Raw genomic sequence first — 16407 nt, 5'->3', positions numbered from 1 at the left:
GGACTATTTATAGTACTTAATTTATAGAATAATTGCAATTTTATATCGCCGAAGAAAGAGACCCGCCACAAATAGCGGCGGGGCGCTGTTTCACTTAGCCTCTTGGAGGATAAGGGTCGTTCCCATGGCTATCACGCGATTGTATTCTTCCGTTCCTGCCATGAATGAACAATTCAGTTCCTTGGTTTTGTGAAATCTGGCGAGCAATCCCGGTGGCTTCTCTCTTGGTATCTGTAATCCGAGTCACCTTGTCATTGCCTGCACCTCTGACCGCCCACTTATCACCGTGGGGTACAACGTGCTGATTTGGCATAATATCGACCCCTTGAACAATTTGGACCCATTAATGATCCTAGAAAGATTTTACTATAACACACTAAATAAATCAATATATTGTGTTCGTATTTATGGGAACATTCATACATGTTGATTTTCCTTGCAAACAACTACCAACAATCTGCAAACAAATATGGCTAAGCAGACACCCAGCCCATTCACCCCTCCGGGTGCTACCTTGCTTTACTTGGCCTTTTGTTGGCGTTCCTTTCGGCTTGACCCAGCCACTGGTGGATGACTTGCCCCGGCTCAAACCGGATTTCCGCTCAAACCCCGTCCTCCACGGGCCTCTTGCTCTACAAGTCCTCCCAAACGTAGCCAAGGGAGGTCTTTGCACATGAGCGTTGGCATATCCTCCGAGGCATTCCCGCCGCGCTGATCGGAACCCCTATTTTTTGGTTTTGGAACTATTCAAGAATAGGGTTCTTGGGGGGATAAGAAGCTGGAGCGACTGGATTTCTTATGGCGAGAATCCGATTGCGACGGGAAGCGAGTAACGCTTGCGGTCTCCAATAGACTTCATTTAAACGACGCAGTAATCCGCAAAGCCGCTGTTGACAGCGATTTTGCGGATGGCGTCCTTGTCTTATTCCTGTTCGATATTGCGCAGCGTTTCGATTTCGCGTTTGATCGCTATTTCCGCGTTGCGCAGCCCCGTATTTACGTCAATCCGTCCAGAGCGACCTGCTTGGCCGCTTCCGACACAAATGTAAGCACCTGATCCTCATAACGGTGAATTTTATGATTCTTCTGCTGCTCGCCGACAAAGACATTTTCGATATGTTTCCCCGCGAGCACCGAGATATCCGCTCCGAATTCCTTTTCCAGGTCAGGGTTGATAATGGCGGGAACGCGCGCATTACGGGCCAGAATCCGCTGCACGAAGAGCGGGCTTCCTATCCTTGATGAATGCATCGCGTCCGTATGAATACTCGTTATTCGGACCGATATAACCCGGAACCTGATAGGATTGCTGCAAGAAATGAAATATCCGGGTCCATTCCGGTCGCGTCGTCAATAGCGGCTCTCCCGTCTCGGAATCGAGAACCGGCAGCGCCAAATCTCTCATCAGCGCAGTAGGCCCGCCTGTATCATAGCCGATATAATGAATTCCGCCGCCGGTTCTCGTGAGCTTCTTGCCCAACTCCAGCACCATGACGGTAAGCAGCGAGGACAACAGCTTCAATGCCCGACTCTTGCATCTTAACCTCATGTTAATTTCCCGCCTCTATGCTTTGCCGATAACGGGTGTTGGCGGGGCGAGCCAGTCCGTAATGGTCGCGAAGCGTCTTTCCTTCGTAAGCCGTGCGGAATAATCCGCGGTTCTGAAGTTCCGGCACCACCTTGTCGACGAATGCTTCAAGTCCGCTCGGATAAAGCTGCGGCATAATGTTGAAGCCGTCGGCTCCTCCGTTCTTGAACCAGCGCTCGATGAGGTCGGCCAATTGAATCGGCGTCCCCGTGAAGGTGATATGTCCGCGGGCTCCGGCCAGCCGGTGCGTCAATTCGAGGATGGTCAGATTCTCGCGAACGGCAAGATCGACTACAAGCTGGTAACGGCCTTTCCGTCCATTTATCGCATCTACTCCCGGCAGCTCGTCGATCGGCAGCGGACCGTCAAGCGGATAAGAGGACAGGTCGATGCCGACCCGCTCGGACAATCTTTTTACCGCAGAGTCCAGATTAATAAATCCGTTCAGCTCTTCCTCGATTTCCCTGGCCTCTGCCTCCGTATCGGCAATAATCGGGCTGAGACCAGGAAGGATATGAAGCTGATCCGGCGTTCGTCCGTACTTCGCCAATCTGGATTTGACATCGCTGTAAAAAGCCTGAGCCTCTTCCAACGTCTGCTGCGCGGTGAATACAACCTCGGCTGTCCTGGCTGCAAGTTCCTTGCCCTTCTCCGAGGAGCCGGCCTGGACAAGCACGGGATAGCCCTGAGGAGGGCGCGGAATATTAAGCGGCCCTTTGACGGAGTAATATTTTCCTTTGAAGTTGATTTCATGAACCTTGCTGTCGTCCACCTGAACGCCGCCTGCCTTGTCGTACTTGACCGCATCATCCTCCCAGCTGTCCCACAACTGCTTGGTCAGCTCTACGAATTCTTCGGCGTAGTCATAACGAAGCGAATGCTCCGGATGCGCATCGAGGCCGAAGTTGTAGGCTGTGGACTCCGTTCCGGTCGTCACGATGTTCCAGCCCGCCCGGCCGTTGCTGATATGGTCCAGTGACGCGAATTTCCGCGTTACGTGGAACGGCTCGTAATAGGTGGTGCCGACTGTCGCGATCAAGCCGATATGCTCTGTTACGGCAGCCAGCGCCGCGAGCTGGGTAAACGGCTCCAGCTTGCCGGACGAGCGGCCTGAATAGCCGTCCGCTACGAATAGGGAGTCCAGCAATCCCCGTTCCGCGATTTGGGCGATTTTCTGATAATGGCGAATGTCAAGTCCAAGCTCCGGCGTGCTGGCGGGATAGCGCCAGGCGGCTTCATGATGCCCCGTTCCCGTAATAAAAGCATTAAGATGCAGCTTGCGTTCCTGTGTACTCATGGCATTTCCTCCAGACGTTTTTTTGATAAAAGACAAGTCTGATGACCTGTCTCCGGTTAACCGGTCGATATGACGAAGAAACGTTCTGCCTACGGGCACCGGGCCGGCAATGTCCGACAGCCGCCATGGTTATGCTGAAAAACAGGATGAAATGATGTCGCAATGATGGGAGGCGGACAGGTTCCCGGTCAGGTCGGCTGCCTTGACGATCGGCATAACAAAGATCTGCGGAGTAATAACAAAAGCCGGAGACGAGCTTGCTGCTCAAATCTCCGGCTATCCGGTCGAAAGCTTATTATTCCTAGTTAATAAATAAGGATTCTGTTCATCTATCATAACAACCTTGTTTTGAGCTTGTCAAACCCGTTTTTTTACTAAAAAATGGATTTTCGCATAAATGGAAATTAGTTTGGTAAGTATGTTGACATACAAAATGGAGGATGCTAAGATTGGTATCAACAAAAATCGAACCAAGTCGATTGGAATTGTGTGTGATAATTTGAAACAGTTAAATCACCATTGACCATTCAAATGGAGATGTATATTTCAGTTTCGTTACGGTCACTTGCGACAGTGCGTTTACCGGCGAAATCGAAGGATACATCTTTTTTTACTGGATAACAATAGCGGTTTCTTTTATGCTAACCAGTGAAAAACGTTGTATGATAGGTTCAACATTTTGAAAGGATGGAAGGGAGGTGCAGTCCATTCAGACAGGATACTGCCGGTCGTACAAGTCAAGGGGGAAAGCTTGAAAGGCGTATGGAAGCTCCAATATGTTAGGAATAAGGAAAATACGGCGCTCGCTAGAAAACTGGAGGCGCATGATGTCCGAATCAGGATTCGGTTATCATGCGCCTCTTTGAATGGGGACAAAATTCAAAACTTTTGGAGAGGATGTTGAACTATGTTGCAAGTTGCTAAGGTAACTGATGAATGGTTGGAACGTATTAAAGAACAGGTAACGGGCATCCAATACGGAACCGTTCAGATTACCATACATAACGGTCAGATCGTTCAAATCGATCGTACGGAACGCAGCCGCTACGATGTGGCGAAAGCGCCGGCCGCCGTTAGAAGACAAAGATAGCCGAAAAAGGAGGAGATCGACTGCGCTCAAAAATCGTTATTTTGTCTTCCGCTTGCCGGAGGAGACCGCCGACCGTCCGAACAGCGCATCGTCTCGGTTGGGCGAAGAAGCGGCGTTCATTGTTTTTTGATAGGCGGAGGATGATTCCGGCCTTTCCGGATCGCAGATGCAGTTGTAATCAATTCAATCTAATCAGGAGGAGCAAAGAATGGAATATCGCAAATTGGGAAGAACGGGGTTAAAGATATCGGCAGTGAGTCTGGGGACGATGGCGTTCGGGCGCTGGATCGACGAGCAGGCTTCGGCAACGATACTGAATCTCGCGCTGGATCACGGCATCAATCTGGTGGATACGGCGAATGTGTACGGGGGCGCCGAACGGATTCTGGGCAACTTGCTGAAGGAAAGAAGACATGATATCGTACTGGCCACCAAGGTGCATGGCCGGGTTGGCGAAGGGGTGAATGACGGGGGGCAAAGCCGCTATCATATCTTCAAGGCGGTGGAAGACAGTTTGAGAAGGCTGAAAACGGACTATCTGGATCTGTATCAGGTTCATCGCTTCGATCCGAATACTCCGCTGGAGGAAACGCTGCGCGCGCTGGACGATCTGGTGCACCAAGGCAAGGTCAGATACATTGGGGCTTCCAATTTTGCGGCATGGCAGCTCGCGAAGGCTCATGGAATAAGCGCGCTGCACGGCCTGCACCGCTTCGAAAGCCTGCAGCCGGAGTACAGCCTGATCTCGCGGGAAATCGAGAAGGAGATTATCCCGTTCGTGCAATCGGAAAATGTGGGCGTGATTGTTTACAGCCCGCTCGGAAGAGGGATCTTGTCAGGCAAGTACCGCGCCGGAGAAGCGCCTCCGGAGGGGTCGCGTCTGGCGGCCGGCGAACAAAGGCTGGAGCAGCTGCTGCAGAAAAATGCGCTCCAAATTGCGGAGGCGATCAAGCCGCTGGCTGAAGAACGGGGCCTGACGCGCGCGCAATATGCGCTTGTTTGGGTACTGAGCCGTCCCGGCATTACCTCGGCTATTCTGGGAGCTTCGAAGCCGGAGCATATTACAGAAGCCGCGAAAACGTGGAACGAAAGATTAAGCAGTGAGGAGCTTGCCAAGGCGGACGAAGCCACGGCGAATATTCAGGCCAAGGAAGCGGTGCCCGGCTGACCGGATATTTTTGCCGCAGCCGAATCAAATAGAGGTTATCAGAGCAAGCCGTGATTTCCTCGTTTTATTATGCAAAGATCTGATGGGAGGGCACCATGGCAAGCGTTCGTATTCATCATTTGTACAAGAGGTATGGCAAAGACAAACATGCGGTTGTAAAAGATTTCCAGTTAGAGATCAAGGACAAGGAATTTATCGTGTTCGTCGGGCCGTCCGGCTGCGGCAAATCGACGACGTTAAGAATGATAGCCGGACTTGAGGATATTTCCGAAGGCGAAATTTATATTGGCGATCAATTGGTCAACAAGCTTCCGCCCAAGGATCGGGATATTTCTATGGTGTTTCAAAACTACGCTCTGTATCCGAACCTTACCGTATACGAGAATATTGCGTTTGGCCTCAGAATGCGCAAGCTGCCCAAGCATGAAATTGATTTGGCGGTAAAAAACGCCAGCCGGATATTGGAAATCGAGTCTTACCTGTACCGCAAGCCCAAGGAACTGTCGGGAGGACAACGGCAGCGGGTGGCGCTTGGGAGGGCGATTGTCCGCAAACCCAAGCTGTTTCTGATGGATGAGCCGCTGTCCAACCTGGATGCGAAGCTGCGCGCAACGATGAGGATGGAAATCACGAAGCTTCATAAAAAATTGGGAACAACGTTTATATTTGTGACGCACGATCAGGTGGAAGCGATGACGATGGCGGATCGGATCGTTGTCATGAAGGGCGGCGTTATTCAGCAGTGCGATACGCCGGAGCTGATTTATTCCAAACCGGCTAATACGTTTGTGGCGGGCTTTATCGGATCCCCACAGATTAATTTCATCCACGGCAAAATTGTAGAAAATCCGCAAGGGAAGCTGGAGTTTCAGACGAATCGCTTTCAACTGAAGATTCAGGACATGGAAGAGGAAATTTTGCGCAAAAATAACCAAGTAAACAAATCAGTTATATTGGGGATCAGACCGGAGCATGTCAGGCTGGAAGGCTTGTACTCGGAGACGGTGATAACCGGAATTTACAAGGAGAACGAATTGATGGGCGCAGACCGGTTTCTGTATCTGGATATCGGGCAGGAAAAACCGCTGATCGCTCGCGTCGATCCGGACATTCAGTTTGCGGAGAATGAGAAAGTGAAGGTTGAACTTCATCTTTCCAAGGCACATTTTTTCCATAATGACACAGGGGAAAGATTTGCGGAATGAGCGGATTTCTGTATAGGGGGCGAGGTGAATTCTTGTTTTGAGAAAGAAACGCAACAGGTTTCTGCTTGGCAGTACGATGATGACCGCAGGATTGCTGCTATTGTTCTTCGGAGCGGTTGAAACCGCATTTCAGACCGGCGATGAGACGGTCCGTTACGATGACTTGGTTTCCACATTCGAATATGAGACCGATCCGTATTTCAGCTCGGCGCTGGCGAAGTGGCGGGAGCAGGGGGTCAGGGACGCGACAACCAGCGTTTACGCAGAAGGGGCGAAGCCATCCGCCGTTTCGGACGGGCAAGCGATCTATGCCGGAGAATATGCCGGCAAACCGAATGTGCTGATATGGAAAACGGAAAATACCGGATGGGTTGAATATCAAGTTGACGTTGCAGAGAATGCGCTGTATGAAATCCATGTATCGTATTATCCGCTCAAGGAGGGGGGGCACAAGGGGCCGGTCCAATGGGATGTGACGATTGACGGCGAAAGAGCTTTTCGCGAAGCGTCCTCAACCGTCCTGTACCGCACTTGGGAGGATGTCCGTCCTATCCTGAAAAACTCGGACGGCGACGAGATTCGCCCCCGGTCGATCGATGTATCGGACTGGAGCATAAGGCCGCTGATCGATTCGGGAGGAGCATACACGCAGCCTTTACAATGGCACTTTACGGCGGGAACGCACACGATTCGCCTTACGGGTTATACTCCTGTCGCGATTGAACGCATCGAGCTTGCGCCGAGCCAACCGGTACCTGCTTACGGGGAGGTTGCGGCCAAACATGCGGATGTGCCCCCCATAGATGGAGAGGCGTTGACGCTGCAAGCGGAGGATTTCGCTTACAAGAATGATACGGCCATTAAGCTTTTTTCGGATAAAAATGCCAGAACCGTACCGCGATATACCGGTCGGATCATCTACAATACCGTTGGCGGTCTAAGGTGGCTGGAGCAAAATCAGGAAATTACCTGGTCGTTCGAGGTGCCGGAGACCGGCCTGTACAAAATCGGCTTCCGCGCACTGCAAAACACGATCGCGCAGAAAACGTCCTTCCGGACGATCCGGATTGACGGGCAGGTGCCGTTCCGGGAGTTTTTGGCTTACGGATTTCCGTATTCCGCGTCTTGGAGAGGCGTCATCTTGCAGGATGACGACCGGAATCCATATTTGGTGAAGCTTGAAAAAGGGGCGCATACGCTGTCGATGGCCGTGACGCAGGCTCCGGTCAAATCCATCATTGTGGACATCGAAAAGACGATCGCCCATCTCGATTCCATCGATTGGGATTTGCGTACGATAACGGGCACGAAAAACACAGGATCGCTGGACCGCAAAGGGACGCTGGACCGCAACCGGACCTGGTCAATGGACCAGGACTTTCCCGGTCTGACGGACCGGATCGAGCTTGCGGCAGCGGTCATGGAGTCGCTGTCCAGGCGGGTGGTCGAGGCCAACGGAAACAAAGACTCCATCAGCCAGGGGCTGGAAACGTCGGCGAAGGATTTACGGTCACTGCTGGAGAAGCCGGAAGAAATTCCTTATAACATCGATGAAATATCATCGATGCGGGAGAAATTCGCCACGTTCATTGATACCTTGTCCAAGCAATCGCTGCAGCTTGACGAAGTGTATATCATTCCGGAAAAAGCCGATGCTCCCTCCATGGAAGCGGGCTTCTTCGAACGCATATGGGGCAGTGCGGCCAACTTCGTTTACTCGTTCGATCCGAGAGACAGTCTGAGAAATCTGGATGATACCAAGCTGAACATATGGGTTCAGAGGGGACGGGACTACGTCGATCAATTGCAGCAATTGGCCGACGAGTCGTTTACGCCGGATACGGGCATCGAGGTAAAGGTGAATTTGCTGCCGAATCCCGAGCTTTTGCTCATGTCGAACGCCGCAGGTGTCCAGCCGGATATCGCGCTTGGCCTGACGCAGGATTTGCCGGTCAATTATGCGATCAGAGGCACGCTGCAGGATCTGTCGAAGCTTGAAGGCTTTGAGGAACTGCATGCGAAATTCAGTCCCGGCTCCTGGCTTCCGCTTTATTATGACGGCGGCTATTACGGCGTGCCGGAAACCCAATCGTTCCAGGTGCTTTTTTACCGGAAGGATATATTGGAGCGGTTGAAGGTCGGCATACCGGACACCTGGGAGGACGTCTACGAATTGCTGCCGACTTTGCAGCAAAATTTCATGAATTTTTATGTCAATCCCAATGAATTCACTTACTATTTCTATCAGAACGGCGTGGAATTTTATGAACCAGGCGGTGTAAAGCTGGGACTGGATCGGCCGGAAGCGTACAAGGCCTACAAACAGTGGACCGACTTGTTCAATACGTATGCGGTGGAGCGCGAGGTGCCCAGCTTCTATCAGCATTTCCGCAGCGGAACGATGCCGATCGGCATATCGGATTACAATATGTACGTTCAGTTGTTGGCGGCAGCTCCGGAGCTGAACGGCCGGTGGGGGATTGCATTGATACCCGGCACGAGGCAGTCCGACGGTACGATCAGCCGGTGGGCGGGCGGCGGACAAAGAACGGGCGTTATATTTGACCAATCCAACAAAAAGGAAGAGGCCTGGGCCTTTCTGAAGTGGTGGCTTTCCGCCGAGGTGCAGGAGCAATACGGCTCCGATCTGGAGGCGGTTAACGGCGTAGCCTTCCGCTGGAATACGTCCAATGTGGAAGCACTCCGCAACTTGCCGTGGAAAAAGGAGGATGCCGAGGTCATTCTCAAGCAGTGGATGTGGTATAAGGACATCCCTAACGTGCCGGGCGGTTATTTCCTCGAACGCGAAATCCATAACGCCTGGGTTCGAACTGTGGTTAGGAAAGCCAACTACATGTCGTCCCTGGAGCAGACCGTTAGAGATGTTAACCGGGAGCTTCTAAGAAAACAGCAGGAATTCGGCTTTATAGACGAGCAGGGCAACCGGGTAAAGGAATTGGACATTCCAATCGTCGATCGGCCTTGGGAAGGGATTGACCGTTATGTGGAATAGAGTGTGGGCATATCGGACATCGTATCTTTTTATTGCACCTTTCTTGATTTGCTTTGCTCTTTTTATTGTCATTCCGATCGTTGCGGCGATTGGCCTGAGCTTCACCTATTATAACGGGATCGAGCCACCGCGATTTATTGGATGGAGCAACTATCAATATCTGATTGCACAGGACCTGCTGTTTCTGAAATATGCGCTGCCGAATACGTTTAAGTTCGCGGTCATTGTCGGACCGGGCGGCTATGCGGCGGCGTTCCTCCTTGCCTGGCTTATTTCGCGTCTACGCGGAAGGTACCAAAAGTGGGTTGCGCTTGCTATGTATACGCCGTCGCTGACGATCGGGATTGCAATGACCATCATATGGCTGCCATTGCTGTCCGGAGACCGCATTGGATATTTGAACAGCTTCCTGCTAAGGCTGGGCCTGATCGACGTGCCTAAGCTTTGGGTGACCCATCCGGAACTGCTGATGAATTCGATGATCGTGGTGACGTTATGGTCCAGTATGGGCGTAGGATTCCTGGCGATGCTCGCAGGCATTCTCAATGTGGATACCACGCTGTATGAGGCGGGAAGAATCGACGGCATCAAAAATAATTTGCAGGAGCTGTGGTATATTACCATTCCTTCTATGAAGCCGCAAATGCTGTTCGGCGCCGTCATGGCGATTGTGACGACCTTTAAGACGGGCGCCATCGGCGTCGAACTGTCCGGGCAAAATCCGACGCCGGAATATGCCGGACATTTGATCGTCAACCATATTAACGATTACGGCTTTATCCGGTTTGAAATGGGGTATGCAGCGACGGTTTCCGTATTTCTGCTTATATTAATGTACTTTGCGAACAAGCTTAGCTGGGGATTGTTCGGCACCAAGGAGGAATGACATTTGAAAAAGTCGAACCTCGCTGCAAGAATCAGCTTTAACGTTTTTATGCTGGCGTTATCTGTCATCATGATCCTGCCTATTGTTTATGTATTCAATCATGCCTTCAAGCCATATCATGAATTGTTCGTGTACCCGCCCAACTTTTTGGTTAAGGAGCCGAATTTTCAGAACTTCGTGGAGCTGTTCTGGGTAACGTCGAATTCCATTGTTCCGGTATCGCGGTATCTGTTCAACAGTCTGTTTATATCGTTTCTGAGCGTCATCGGCATAACGGTGGTAAGCGCGCTATGCGCTTATCCGCTGTCGAAGCATCCTTTTCCGGGGAAAAATATGATATTCTCGACCATTATCCTGATGCTGATGTTTACGCCGGAAGTGATTCAAATTCCCCGCTATCTGGTCGTCAGCTATCTGGGGATTATGAATACGTATCTCGGCCATCTATTACCGGTGCTTGCCTTGCCGGTGGGCGTGTTTCTGCTTAAACAATTCATGGACCAAATTCCGGATACGCTGCTGGAGGCTTCCAGAATCGATGGGGCAAACGAGCTGATCGTATTTGTGCGCATCGTCATTCCGATGTGTATGCCGGCTGTCGCTACCGTAGCGATTCTGTCGTTTCAGAATTCTTGGGGAAATGTGGAGACGTCGATGCTGTTCATGCAGGATGACGAGATGAAGAACTTCCCGTTCTTCCTGTCCACGCTGACCAATAATCTGGCCAACAACGTGGCGAGACAGGGCGCTGCAGCGGTTGCTGCGCTGATTATGCTCGTGCCGAACTTAATCTTTTTTGTCATTCTTCAAAGCAAGGTCATTTCAACGATGGCCCATTCGGGTATTAAATAAATGGGGGGAACCGTTTGAAGAACAGGACGCTGCGGATTCTTCCGTTCATGCTTGTCATCTCGTTCGCGATAGGCTTCACGCTGCCGGGCTTGCAGGCATTAGCCTCGCAGTTGCCTTATGAAACCTTCTATAAGGACGGCTTCGGCCAACTAGTGAAGACGCAAGCGGCGTATATTCCCGGAAGAATTATCGGTTACAACGAAGACATTCCCGTACAGGACGAAAATGCCGATTCCGGAAGGCCCGCCAAGCTGCAGCTGAATCAGCCCAAGGATATATTTGTGGATAAGCAGGATCACATTTATATCGCCGACACAGGCAATAACCGAATCGTGCATCTCGATGATGAAGGAGCCTATATTCGCGAGATTACGGTAAGCGAAAGTCCGCTTAAAAGACCGAGCGGGGTTTTTGTCGATAAGAACGGCGTTATTTATGTCGCGGATACGGGCAATAACCGGATCGTCCGTCTCGATGCGGACGGCAAGCTGCTGAAGTCGTTCGGCCGGCCGGAATCGGCTTATATTCCGGAGTCCTTCAAGTACGATCCGATTAATCTGGTCGTCGATAAGCGAGGCTTTCTTTATGTTACGACGCTCGGAGCGTATCAGGGACTGGTGCAGCTTGATCCGGAAGGCAATTTTGTAAGCTTTTTTGGTCCCAATCAAGTGGCGTTTTCATTGTTTGACGCGTTTAAGCGGTTCGTATATACGAGGGAAATGTACCAGCGGGAGCTGAAGAAGCTTCCGGGGGCCATTGCGAACGCTACGATTGACGACAACGGCTTTATTTATACCGTAACGAAGGAAATCCAGACCGGCCAGATCAAGAAGCTGAATATCGTAGGTCTCGACCAGTTGGAAGGGAAAAGCGATTTTGCGGAGCTGCAGACGGACCGCTCCTATGGAGAATATATTCATTACTGGCAGAGAGACGTAAGTCCGCAATTAAGCGATATCACGGTCGATGCGGCCGGCAATATAACCGTTGTCGATACGGTATGGAACATCATTAGCCAATACGATACGAATGGCAATTTATTGTTTTTCTGGGGGGGCGACGTCATTACGGCCACCTCCAAGACAGGGGTCGTCAAGACGCCGGCGGCCATTGCGGGCAATTCGAAGGGCGAGCTGCTGGTGCTGGACAGCACAAACAATCTGATTCAGGCGCTAAGGCCGTCCGAGTTCGGCGAGCTGGTGCATAAGGCGAATGCATTGACCCAGGAAGGGCGATACGAGGAGAGCGAACCGCTATGGAACGAGGTGCGCCGTTTGAATGCGCAGTACTCGCCGGCCCTGATCGGTCTGGCCAAGGCGGCTTACAAGAAAGAAGACTACAAACGTGCGGAGGAACTGTTCTACCAGGCGGGCGTAGTCGGAGGCTATTCTGAATCATTCTGGCAAAACCGATTGATATGGTTTCAAAAACGGTTCGGGCTGCTGATGAACATAGCGATCGGGTTCGGCATCCTTTATCTTATTTGGGCCAGAGTGTCCCGCAGGCTGCGTCCCAAGAAGGGCTGGGGCTTCCGCTTTCGTCTGAAGAGCTCCCTGGTTGAACGCCTCAAGCATGTTTTTTATTTGATGAAGCATCCGATTGACGGATTTTATGCCATCCGATACGAGGGAAAGGCCGGTTTCGCCAGCAGTCTGATCCTTCTTGCCCTGGCCGTTGCAGCCTTTGGGTATATGCAGTCCGGCACCAGCTTCATGTTTAATCCCGCCATCCATGTCGGTGTCGATTTGCTGCCTTTAACGGTGCAATTTGTAGGCATATGGCTGGGCTGGGTCATATCCAATTATTTGATCAGCTCGCTGCTCAGAGGCGAAGGGCGGTTCCGGGACGTATTTTTCAGCAGTTCTTACGCTCTATTTCCAATTATTCTCATCGGAATACCAGTGACGCTGCTGTCAAACACATTGACTTTAAACGAGCTAGCGATTTTCAATTTCCTGAAGCTGACGATCTTCGTTTGGATTGCGCTGCTGACGATTTGGATGGTTCAGGGCATACACAATTACACCTTTATCGAAGCGCTGTTCATCATTTTACTATCGCTCCTGACTCTTGTGATCATCATTATTCTGATCTTTATTTTTATCAGCCTCAGCATCGAGCTGGTTAACTTCATCTATTCGTTATATCAGGAGGTGTTCATCCGTTGACAGGCCGCAGAATCGCTTATGTTCCTATAATTAAAATCACATTCGCTGCAGCGTTGCTGGCTTTCATAGGATGGCTCGCCTTACAGCTTTGGAATCCATGGAGCAAGGAGGAAACGGCATTCGTTGATGTCTCGGCTTTATTCGAGAAGCAAAGGGCAAGTCCTTATCGGGCGGGCTTGCCCGACGAGCGGAACTTTAAGGTGATCGCGGAGAACGACGCCTTCAGGCTGCTTGCGGATGCAACGACGGCTCACTTCCAGATCGTCGATAAGTCGACCGGCAAGCTGTGGCGCTCTTATCCGGATCCCGAGCATTGGCGAAATGAAACCATTCCGGGAATCTGGAAAAATCATTTGTCTTCCCCGATTATGATCGAATATGTAAACGCCAAAAATTACAAATCGTCGTCGGTTACAGCGGGATTAATCGAAAACCAGGGTTACCTGGAGCAGTTTCAAACGACCGGAAACGGGTTTACCGTGACGTTTGCCTTTCCCAAGGTGCAGTTTAAAATTCCGGTCGAAGTGACGCTCCATCAGAACTATGTCGAGACGAAGCTGATAGATTCCGGCCTCGTAGAAGGTGAACTGAGCTTGTTGAATGTGAAGTTGTACCCGCTGTTCGGAGCGCAGCCGTCGAACGGCCAGGAGGGGTATATTCTGCTGCCGGACGGCTCCGGTTCGCTCATTCATTTCCAACAGGATCGCATTATGCCGCAGCTCACCTATAACGAAAGCGTATATGGTCACGATTTGTCGTATTACAACGAGAATACGGGCAGGCAGCGCATCGCGATGCCGGTATACGGGTTGAAATCGGGTGATCAGGCCTTCGTCGCCATTATTGCGCAAGGAGAGGAATTTGCCAATATTTATGCGGCGCCTTCGGGCGCAGTCGGCCTTTCCAACTGGGTAACGACCGAATGGAAGTATCGAAAGCGATTCTTCCAGAGCGTCAGCAGAAGTACGGGCGAAGGCTTCTATACTTACAGCGGTGACAAATTTCTGACGGACAGCCGGGCTACGAGATATTACCCGCTTGCTCCCGACAAAAGCGATTATGTCGGCATGGCGGAGGTGTATCGGCAGTATTTGATTGAGGAGCAGGGCGTGAACCCTGTGACGCCGGCCAGGCAGGACATTCCGTTGTATCTGGATATCGTAGGTGCGGATATTGAGCAAGGCTTATTTTTCGACTCCTATTTGAAGGCGACCACGACGGAGGAAGCGGCTGAACTCGTCCGGCACATTTACGATCTTGGCATCCGGCATCTGAACATTAACTATGCGGGCTGGCAGCAGGACGGTTACAGCACGCATGGAGGGTATTTCCCGGTTGACAAGCGGATTGGCGGCAACAACGGCATGAAGCAGTTTATCTCTTTCGCGCATTCGCTGGATATTCCCGTCTACTTAACGGCGAACTATACGATCAATACGAACGGGGATGACGGTTTCTGGTGGAGAAGGGACGGGCTGCGCAATTTGGCGGGTACGGTGCTGGAAAATCAGAAACATCCGGATCAGGATGAAAGTATTTTTGTAAGCCCCGGATTTTACGAGAAGGTCGTTTATTCGGATTTGGACGAATTCAAGAAGCTGGGTGCGGACGGCATTTATTTCGAGGATGGCATCGGCCAGCAGGTGAATACCGATTTCAACACCCGCTACCTGTCCAGCCGTGCCGATGTCGTGGATATCCAACGCCGAATCTTAACGCGATCGAAGGAGGAGCTTGGCTCCGTCATTGCCAACAACGTGAATTTTTATGCGCTGGACCAGATCCGTCATGTGCATCGCCTGACCAGCGACTATTCGTATGACGTGTTCATAAGCGAGGCCATTCCGTTCGCCCAGATCGTTCTGCATGGACTTCGCACGTATTCGCTGGAATGGTCGAATGTGCGGGACGAGTGGGAAAACGAATTTCTGCGCAGCGTCGAATACGGCGCTTATCCGGCGTATGTCTTGAGCGGAGACCGCGCCGATAATTTGAAGAGATCGTATTCGTTATGGCACTACAGTCTGAATTACAAGGACTGGATCCAACAGATCGCCCAGGAATACCAAAGAAGCAACGAAGCGTTGGCGGAGGTCCAGGATAAGTTTATTACGGGACACCGCACGCTTGCGCCGGGTGTTAAGGAAACGGAATACGGCGGAAATTACCGGATTATCGTCAATTACAACCATACGGAATTCCGCAAGGACGGCGTCACCGTTCCGGCAAGAGACTTCGTAGTCATGAAAGGAGAAAATACGCCATGAAATGGAATCGCGGATTGGAGACGAATACGCTTCGCAAGATCGAAGGTTCCCTGTTTATCGCGCCTTGGGTGTTCGGATTCTTAACCTTTGTCGCCTTTCCGCTCGGCTATTCGCTCTATATGAGCTTTCATCAGGTCAAAATTACAGTCAACAGCGTCAATTATACCTTTATCGGCTTTCAGCATTACAGGGAGATTCTTATCGCCAACGGAAGCCTACTGTATGAAGAGCTGCTGCCTTTCCTGAGGGAATCGGCGATGATGATCCCGATTATTCTGGTATTTTCCTTGCTTGTCGCGATTTTGCTGAATATGCGGTTTCCGGGGCGAACGCTGTTCCGGGTGATATTTTTTCTGCCCGTTATTTTCTCCTCGGGGCAGATTGTTCAGGAGTTTATCGCCCAAGGCGAAGGCTCGCTCAGCATCATGGAAACGCTGCGCATCGATTATTATTTGCAGCAATATATGCCGTCCGCATGGGTGGGGCCGATTCAGAAGGTAATGAACTCCTTCGTGCTGGTGCTCTGGTATTCCGGCGTCCAGATTCTGATTTTTCTGGCAGGAAGACAGACCTTGCCGCCCGCCGTCTACGAAGCTTCCCGGATCGACGGCTCGAGTCCGTGGAATACCTTCTGGAAAATCACGCTGCCGGGACTCGTGCCGTATATTTTCCTGAATCTGATGTATACGGTCGTCGACTTGTTCACCTTCCCGTCCAATCCAATCGTCAGCCGGGTAAACACAAGCAACTACGGCAGCTCAAGCGCGTTGGCATGGATTTATTTTTCCATTATTTTGACGTTTGTTCTGCTTACTTTATGGCTTTACAGCCGAGTGGACAAATCGATTTCGGGCAAACGATAAACGCGAGGAG

At 51.2% G+C, this 16407-nt stretch carries 13 protein-coding genes; 9 read left to right on the top strand and 4 right to left on the bottom strand.

Features of this window, described 5'->3' with window-relative positions:
• Window positions 1–94: 94 nt before the first annotated feature.
• The 4 genes from IJ22_RS14670 to IJ22_RS14655 form a co-directional block, all read right to left on the bottom strand.
• A complete protein-coding gene (locus IJ22_RS14670) occupies window positions 95–313 on the bottom strand; it encodes a DUF2188 domain-containing protein (RefSeq protein ID WP_062409351.1) in 219 nt (72 codons plus the stop codon).
• 683 nt (window positions 314–996) lie between these two features.
• Window positions 997–1218, bottom strand: a complete 222-nt coding sequence (locus IJ22_RS14665; protein WP_062409350.1) for a hypothetical protein — start codon at window positions 1216–1218, stop codon at window positions 997–999.
• Entirely contained in the window at window positions 1196–1549 is a 354-nt protein-coding gene (locus tag IJ22_RS14660; protein WP_062409349.1) for a hypothetical protein, read from the bottom strand. Before IJ22_RS14660 ends, IJ22_RS14665 begins: the two co-directional genes overlap by 23 nt.
• 1 nt (window position 1550) lies before the next feature.
• Complete coding sequence (locus IJ22_RS14655) at window positions 1551–2885, bottom strand: LLM class flavin-dependent oxidoreductase (RefSeq protein ID WP_062409348.1); 1335 nt, start codon at window positions 2883–2885, stop codon at window positions 1551–1553.
• Between the two features lie 907 nt (window positions 2886–3792).
• Between IJ22_RS14655 and IJ22_RS14650 the strand changes: the two genes are divergently transcribed.
• The 9 genes from IJ22_RS14650 to IJ22_RS14610 all read left to right on the top strand — a co-directional run bounded on the left by IJ22_RS14650 (window position 3793) and on the right by IJ22_RS14610 (window position 16397).
• Window positions 3793–3975 carry a YezD family protein gene (locus IJ22_RS14650; protein ID WP_054818916.1) on the top strand — a complete coding sequence of 61 codons (183 nt, stop codon included), beginning with the start codon at window positions 3793–3795 and terminating at the stop codon, window positions 3973–3975.
• A gap of 208 nt (window positions 3976–4183) precedes the next feature.
• The gene (locus IJ22_RS14645; RefSeq protein WP_062409347.1) at window positions 4184–5143 is read left to right on the top strand and encodes an aldo/keto reductase; all 960 of its coding nucleotides are present in this window, start codon (window positions 4184–4186) and stop codon (window positions 5141–5143) included.
• A 95-nt stretch (window positions 5144–5238) separates the two neighbouring features.
• Complete coding sequence (locus tag IJ22_RS14640) at window positions 5239–6348, top strand: ABC transporter ATP-binding protein (protein ID WP_062409346.1); 1110 nt, start codon at window positions 5239–5241, stop codon at window positions 6346–6348.
• Between the two features lie 37 nt (window positions 6349–6385).
• Window positions 6386–9361, top strand: coding sequence for an extracellular solute-binding protein (locus IJ22_RS14635; RefSeq protein ID WP_062409345.1), 2976 nt, complete (start codon window positions 6386–6388; stop codon window positions 9359–9361).
• The gene (locus tag IJ22_RS14630) at window positions 9351–10247 is read left to right on the top strand and encodes a carbohydrate ABC transporter permease (RefSeq protein WP_062409344.1); all 897 of its coding nucleotides are present in this window, start codon (window positions 9351–9353) and stop codon (window positions 10245–10247) included. The genes IJ22_RS14635 and IJ22_RS14630 overlap by 11 nt, the downstream gene beginning before the upstream one ends.
• A gap of 48 nt (window positions 10248–10295) precedes the next feature.
• The gene (locus tag IJ22_RS14625; protein ID WP_082661008.1) at window positions 10296–11099 is read left to right on the top strand and encodes a carbohydrate ABC transporter permease; all 804 of its coding nucleotides are present in this window, start codon (window positions 10296–10298) and stop codon (window positions 11097–11099) included.
• Between the two features lie 14 nt (window positions 11100–11113).
• Window positions 11114–13267 (top strand): YIP1 family protein, encoded by a 2154-nt coding sequence (locus IJ22_RS14620; protein WP_235594138.1) that lies wholly within the window; start codon window positions 11114–11116, stop codon window positions 13265–13267.
• Window positions 13264–15534, top strand: a complete 2271-nt coding sequence (locus IJ22_RS14615) for a DUF5696 domain-containing protein (protein WP_062409342.1) — start codon at window positions 13264–13266, stop codon at window positions 15532–15534. Before IJ22_RS14620 ends, IJ22_RS14615 begins: the two co-directional genes overlap by 4 nt.
• Complete coding sequence (locus tag IJ22_RS14610) at window positions 15531–16397, top strand: carbohydrate ABC transporter permease (RefSeq protein WP_054818923.1); 867 nt, start codon at window positions 15531–15533, stop codon at window positions 16395–16397. The genes IJ22_RS14615 and IJ22_RS14610 overlap by 4 nt, the downstream gene beginning before the upstream one ends.
• Window positions 16398–16407: the final 10 nt, after the last annotated feature.

Source organism: Paenibacillus naphthalenovorans, from assembly GCF_001465255.1.
GTDB lineage: Bacteria > Bacillota > Bacilli > Paenibacillales > NBRC-103111 > Paenibacillus_G > Paenibacillus_G naphthalenovorans.
This window is presented reverse-complemented; position numbering and strand designations above follow the sequence as displayed.